The sequence below is a fragment of the Streptomyces sp. 8K308 genome, assembly GCF_004348315.1.
GTDB lineage: Bacteria > Actinomycetota > Actinomycetes > Streptomycetales > Streptomycetaceae > Streptomyces.
This window is the reverse complement of record NZ_SMKC01000441.1, coordinates 1-4,987: the sequence shown is the minus strand read 5'-3', so window position 1 is coordinate 4,987 and position 4,987 is coordinate 1. Positions and strand designations below refer to the sequence as shown.

4 protein-coding genes are annotated in these 4,987 nt (G+C 72.1%); all 4 read left to right on the top strand.

The annotated features are described in order from the left end of the window. Positions 1–20 precede the first annotated feature (20 nt). The 4 genes from E1265_RS33535 (at position 21) to glmM (ending at position 4,812) form a co-directional block, all read left to right on the top strand. The gene (locus tag E1265_RS33535) at positions 21–1,643 is read left to right on the top strand and encodes an ATP-binding cassette domain-containing protein (protein WP_132934726.1); all 1,623 of its coding nucleotides are present in this window, start codon (positions 21–23) and stop codon (positions 1,641–1,643) included. A gap of 649 nt (positions 1,644–2,292) precedes the next feature. Continuing rightward, the gene (gene rplM / locus E1265_RS33530; protein WP_132934725.1) at positions 2,293–2,736 is read left to right on the top strand and encodes a 50S ribosomal protein L13; all 444 of its coding nucleotides are present in this window, start codon (positions 2,293–2,295) and stop codon (positions 2,734–2,736) included. A gap of 39 nt (positions 2,737–2,775) precedes the next feature. Then, positions 2,776–3,288 carry a 30S ribosomal protein S9 gene (gene rpsI / locus E1265_RS33525; RefSeq protein WP_132934724.1) on the top strand — a complete coding sequence of 171 codons (513 nt, stop codon included), beginning with the start codon at positions 2,776–2,778 and terminating at the stop codon, positions 3,286–3,288. A 150-nt stretch (positions 3,289–3,438) separates the two neighbouring features. Further along, positions 3,439–4,812, top strand: coding sequence for a phosphoglucosamine mutase (gene glmM / locus E1265_RS33520; protein WP_132934723.1), 1,374 nt, complete (start codon positions 3,439–3,441; stop codon positions 4,810–4,812). Positions 4,813–4,987 lie beyond the last annotated feature (175 nt).

Below are 4,987 nucleotides of genomic sequence, written 5' to 3'. Positions count from 1 at the left end.
GTGGGCGGCAGACTGGCGGCATGGGACATGTGGAGGTCGCGCACCTGGAGTATCGGCTGCCGGACGGGCGGGTGCTGCTCGACGACGTGTCGTTCCGGGTCGGGGAGGGCGAGGCCGCCGCGCTTGTCGGTGCCAATGGGGCGGGGAAGTCCACCCTGTTGCGGCTGGTCGCCGGCGAGTTGCGGCCGGTGGGCGGCAGCGTCGCCGTCAGCGGCGGGCTCGGGGTGATGCCGCAGTTCGTCGGTTCTGTGCGGGACGAGCGGACCGTGCGCGACCTGCTGGTGTCCGTCGCGCCGCCCGGGATCCGGCGGGCCGCGGCCGCCGTCGACGAGGCCGAACTGGCCGTGATGGAGCGGGACGACGAGGCCGCGCAGCTGGCGTACGCGCAGGCGCTCGCCGACTGGGCCGAGGCCCGCGGCTACGAGGCCGAGACAGTCTGGGACGTGTGCACCACGGCCGCGCTCGGCATGCCGTACGAGAAGGCGCAGTGGCGGCAGGTGCGCACGCTCTCCGGCGGCGAGCAGAAGCGGCTCGTGCTCGAGGCGCTGCTGCGCGGCGGCGACGAGGTGCTACTGCTCGACGAGCCGGACAACTACCTGGACGTGCCGGGCAAGCGCTGGCTCGAGGACCGGCTGCGAGAGACGCGGAAGACCGTGCTGTTCGTCTCGCACGACCGCGAGCTGCTGGCCCGCGCCGCACGCAAGATCGTCAGCGTGGAGCCGGGACCGGCCGGCTCGGACGTCTGGACGCACGGCGGCGGCTTCGGCACGTACCACGAGGCGCGGGAGAAGCGGTTCGAGCGGTTCGAGGAGCTGCTGCGGCGCTGGGAGGAGAAGCGGGCCCAGCTGAAGCGCCTGGTGGTCGACCTCCGGCAGTACGCGGCGCGCAGCGACGAGATGGCCTCCCGGTACCGGGCGGCGCAGACCAGGCTACGGAAGTTCGAGGAGGCCGGGCCGCCGCAGCGCCCGCCGCGCCGGCAGGACATCAGGATGCGGCTGCGCGGCGGCCGCACCGGCCTGCGGGCCGTGACCTGCGAGCGGCTCGAACTGACCGGCCTGATGCGCCCGTTCGACCTGGAGGTGTTCTACGGCGAGCGGGTCGCCGTGCTGGGCTCCAACGGCTCGGGCAAGTCGCACTTCCTGCGGCTGCTCGCCGGCGACGACGTGGCGCACACGGGCGCGTGGAAGCTGGGCGCGCGCGTCGTGCCGGGGCACTTCGCACAGACCCACGCGCACCCCGATCTCGAGGGCCGGACCCTGCTCGACATCCTCTGGACCGAGCACGCCAGGGACCGGGGCGCCGCCACCTCGGCGCTGCGCAGGTACGAGCTCGACCGCCAGGCGGAGCAGCCGTTCGACCGGCTGTCCGGCGGGCAGCAGGCGCGGTTCCAGATCCTGCTGCTCGAGCTGGCCGGCTCGACGGCGCTGCTGCTCGACGAGCCGACCGACAACCTGGACCTGGAGAGCGCCGAGGCGCTGCAGGAGGGGCTCGAGGCGTTCGAGGGGACGGTGCTCGCGGTGACGCACGACCGGTGGTTCGCCCGGTCCTTCGACCGGTTCCTGGTGTTCGGGGAGGACGGCGTGGTGCGGGAGACGCCCGACCCGGTGTGGGACGAGCGGCGGGTCGCGCGGAACCGCGGTTAGGTGTTCTGTCCACGGAGGTTGGTGACAGCGATCACTGACATCTGATCTTGAAATGAGTGAGGGCCTTCTGGCTCGGTGTGGATTGCGAGATCTGCACCGGCGACCAGAGAGGCCCTCGCGTCGCAGCGTAACGCACCCCTGACCGAGACCGGCCGTCTGCGTCTGGCCCGCAGCTCGTCGCCCGAGGTGACCAGGACGATCGGCGGGACCACGGCGCGGGAGGCGCGGTCCCCTGACCGGCGCTCGGCCGGCGCTGTCGCGCCGCGGAGCGTGGTGGCGAAGTCGTCCGCGCCATCGCCGTGCGGGAAGTGGTGGTGGGCGTCGTCGAGACCGTCGCGATGGCACATGGTGCGCCTTCCGTCCCGCGGTGGATGGACGGATGCGGACGGAAGCCCGTGCCCGGCCCGGCAGGACCCCTCCCGCCGGGCCGGGCCGTTTTGACCCATCCGTGGCGGGGGCGCTAGTCTGCCGTGTTGAAAACTATGCGTACGGCTTGCTCGATCTCACGTGAGGGGCCTGCGCCGGTCCACCAGGATGGTTGCCAGCGGCCAACACCCCGGTTTGCGTCACCGAGGTGCGGGCCTTCTCTGTCGTGATCGCCGGGTGGCCTTGTCAGGAACCATTCACGAAGAAGCGAAGGCTACGACCCGTGCGTACGTTCAGCCCCAAGCCCGGCGACGTCCAGCGTCAGTGGCACGTCATCGACGCGACCGATGTCGTGCTGGGCCGCCTGGCCTCCCAGGCCGCCACCCTTCTGCGGGGCAAGCACAAGCCGGTGTACGCGCCGCACGTTGACACCGGTGACTTCGTCATCATCGTCAACGCCGACAAGGTGCACCTGTCCGGCAACAAGCGGACCCAGAAGCTGGCCTACCGGCACTCCGGCTACCCCGGCGGTCTGCGGTCCGTCCGCTATGGCGAGCTGCTGGAGAAGAACCCCGAGAAGGCGGTGGAGAAGGCCGTCAAGGGCATGCTGCCCAAGAACACCCTGGGCCGCCAGATGTTCTCCAAGCTCAAGGTGTACGCCGGCCCCGAGCACCCGCACAGTGCCCAGCAGCCGGTGCCGTTCGAGATCACCCAGGTCGCGCAGTAGTCCGGCCACCCCTAAGACGAGAGATATCTGAGGAGAATCGTGGCCGAGCCCACCCCTGAGACCCTTGACGCCGAGGTTCCCGAGGTCGAGGAGTACACGACCGAGAGTACGCCCGAGCAGTTCGCCGGCGACGCCGAGACCGTCTCGGCCCGCTTCGGCGACCCGCTGCCGGGCGCCGGCACCGGGCGTCGTAAGAACGCGATCGCCCGCGTCCGGATCATCCCGGGCAGCGGCAAGTGGAAGATCAACGGGCGCACCCTGGAGAGCTACTTCCCCAACAAGGTGCACCAGCAGTCCGTCAACGAGCCGTTCAAGATCCTCGAGCTCGACGAGCGGTACGACGTCGTCGCCCGCATCTCCGGCGGCGGCATCTCCGGCCAGGCCGGCGCGCTGCGGCTCGGCGTGGCCCGTGCGCTCAACGAGGCGGACGTCGACAACAACCGCGGCCCGCTGAAGAAGGCCGGCTTCCTGACCCGCGACGCGCGCGCCGTCGAGCGGAAGAAGGCTGGTTTGAAGAAGGCCCGTAAGGGAACCCAGTACAGCAAGCGCTGATCGGCGATCCGGCTGTTCGGCGGGGTTTTCCGACTTTTCCCGACGCCCCGGGGGCACATTTGTGCCGCCGGGGCGTTCCTTTTATAGGGTTAACGGGCTTGTGAACGGGGCTTGTGTACGGGCTTGTGTGAACATCTCGGAGGAACAACCGTGGGACGACTCTTCGGAACGGACGGGGTGCGAGGCGTCGCCAACGCCGATCTGACGGCCGAGATGGCGCTCGGCCTGTCGGTCGCGGCGGCGACCGTGCTCGCGCGCGCGGGGAGCGTCGGCGTCACGGACGGTGGCGGGCGACGGCCGGTGGCCGTGGTGGGCCGCGACCCGCGGGCCTCCGGCGAGTTCCTCGAGGCCGCGGTCGTCGCCGGCCTCGCCAGCGCGGGCGTGGACGTCGTGCGGGTGGGCGTCCTGCCGACCCCGGCCGTGGCGTACCTGACCGGCTCGCTCGACGCGGACTTCGGCGTGATGCTCTCCGCCAGCCACAACCCGATGCCGGACAACGGCATCAAGTTCTTCGCGGCCGGCGGGCACAAGCTGGCCGACGAGCTCGAGGACCGCATCGAGGCCGCCTACCGCGACCACGCGCGCGGCGAGCCCTGGTCCCGGCCGATCGGCGCCGGCGTGGGGCGGGTCACCGACTACGGCGAAGGCTTCGACGCGTACGTCTCGCACCTGGTGGGCGTGCTGCCCAACAAGCTGACCGGCCTCAAGGTCGTCATCGACGCGGCGCACGGCGCGGCCTCGCGCGTCGCCCCCGAGGCGTTCGCGCGCGCCGGCGCCGAAATCGTGACGATCGGCGCAGAACCGGACGGCCTCAACATCAACGACGGTTACGGCTCCACCCACATGGACGCGCTGCGGGCCGCCGTGCTCACGCACGGCGCCGACCTGGGCATCGCGGTCGACGGCGACGCCGACCGCTGCCTCGCCGCCGACGCGGCCGGGCGCGAGGTCGACGGCGACCAGATCCTCGCCGTCCTCGCGCTCGCCATGCGGGAGGCCGGCACGCTCGCCGGGGACACGGTGGTGGCCACCGTGATGTCCAACCTCGGCTTCACGCTCGCCATGGAGCGGGAGGGCCTCGAACTGCGGCAGACGGCGGTCGGCGACCGCTACGTGCTCGAGGAGATGAAGCGCGGCGGCTACTCGCTCGGCGGCGAGCAGTCCGGCCACGTGATCGTCTCCGACCACGCGACGACGGGCGACGGCACGCTGACCGGCCTGCTGCTCGCGGCGCGTGTCGCCGCGACGGGGCGGCCGCTGGCCGAGCTCGCCGCGGTGATGGAGCGGCTGCCGCAGGTCCTGATCAACGTGCCGGACGTCGACCGGACGCGCGTGAAGGAGTCCCGCGAACTGGCCGAGGCGGTGACGGAGGCCGAGCGTCAGCTCGGCGCGACGGGCCGCGTCCTGCTGCGCCCGTCAGGCACCGAGCCGCTGGTCCGCGTCATGGTCGAAGCCGCCGACCCGTCCCAGGCCCGCACCATCGCCTCCGGCCTGGCGGACGCGGTCAAATCAGCGCTGGGCTGACGGCCGGTGGGCCCGCTGCGCGCGCGGCGTAGGCCGCGGGCCGGCGGGCCTGCGGGCGCGCTGCGCGGCCGGCCTGCAAGACCCGGGGCACCGGCGCGCTTCGCGCGCTTGCGCTGGTGCGCGGCAGGGGCCGCGTGGCCCGGCCACGCACCGCACCAAAAGGGCGGGGTGGGTG

Bases quoted from the DNA above. Each gene is read 5' to 3' on its own strand.
- E1265_RS33535 (WP_132934726.1), top strand. From the start codon at position 21: ATGGGACATGTGGAGGTCGCGCACCTGGAGTATCGGCTGCCGGACGGG.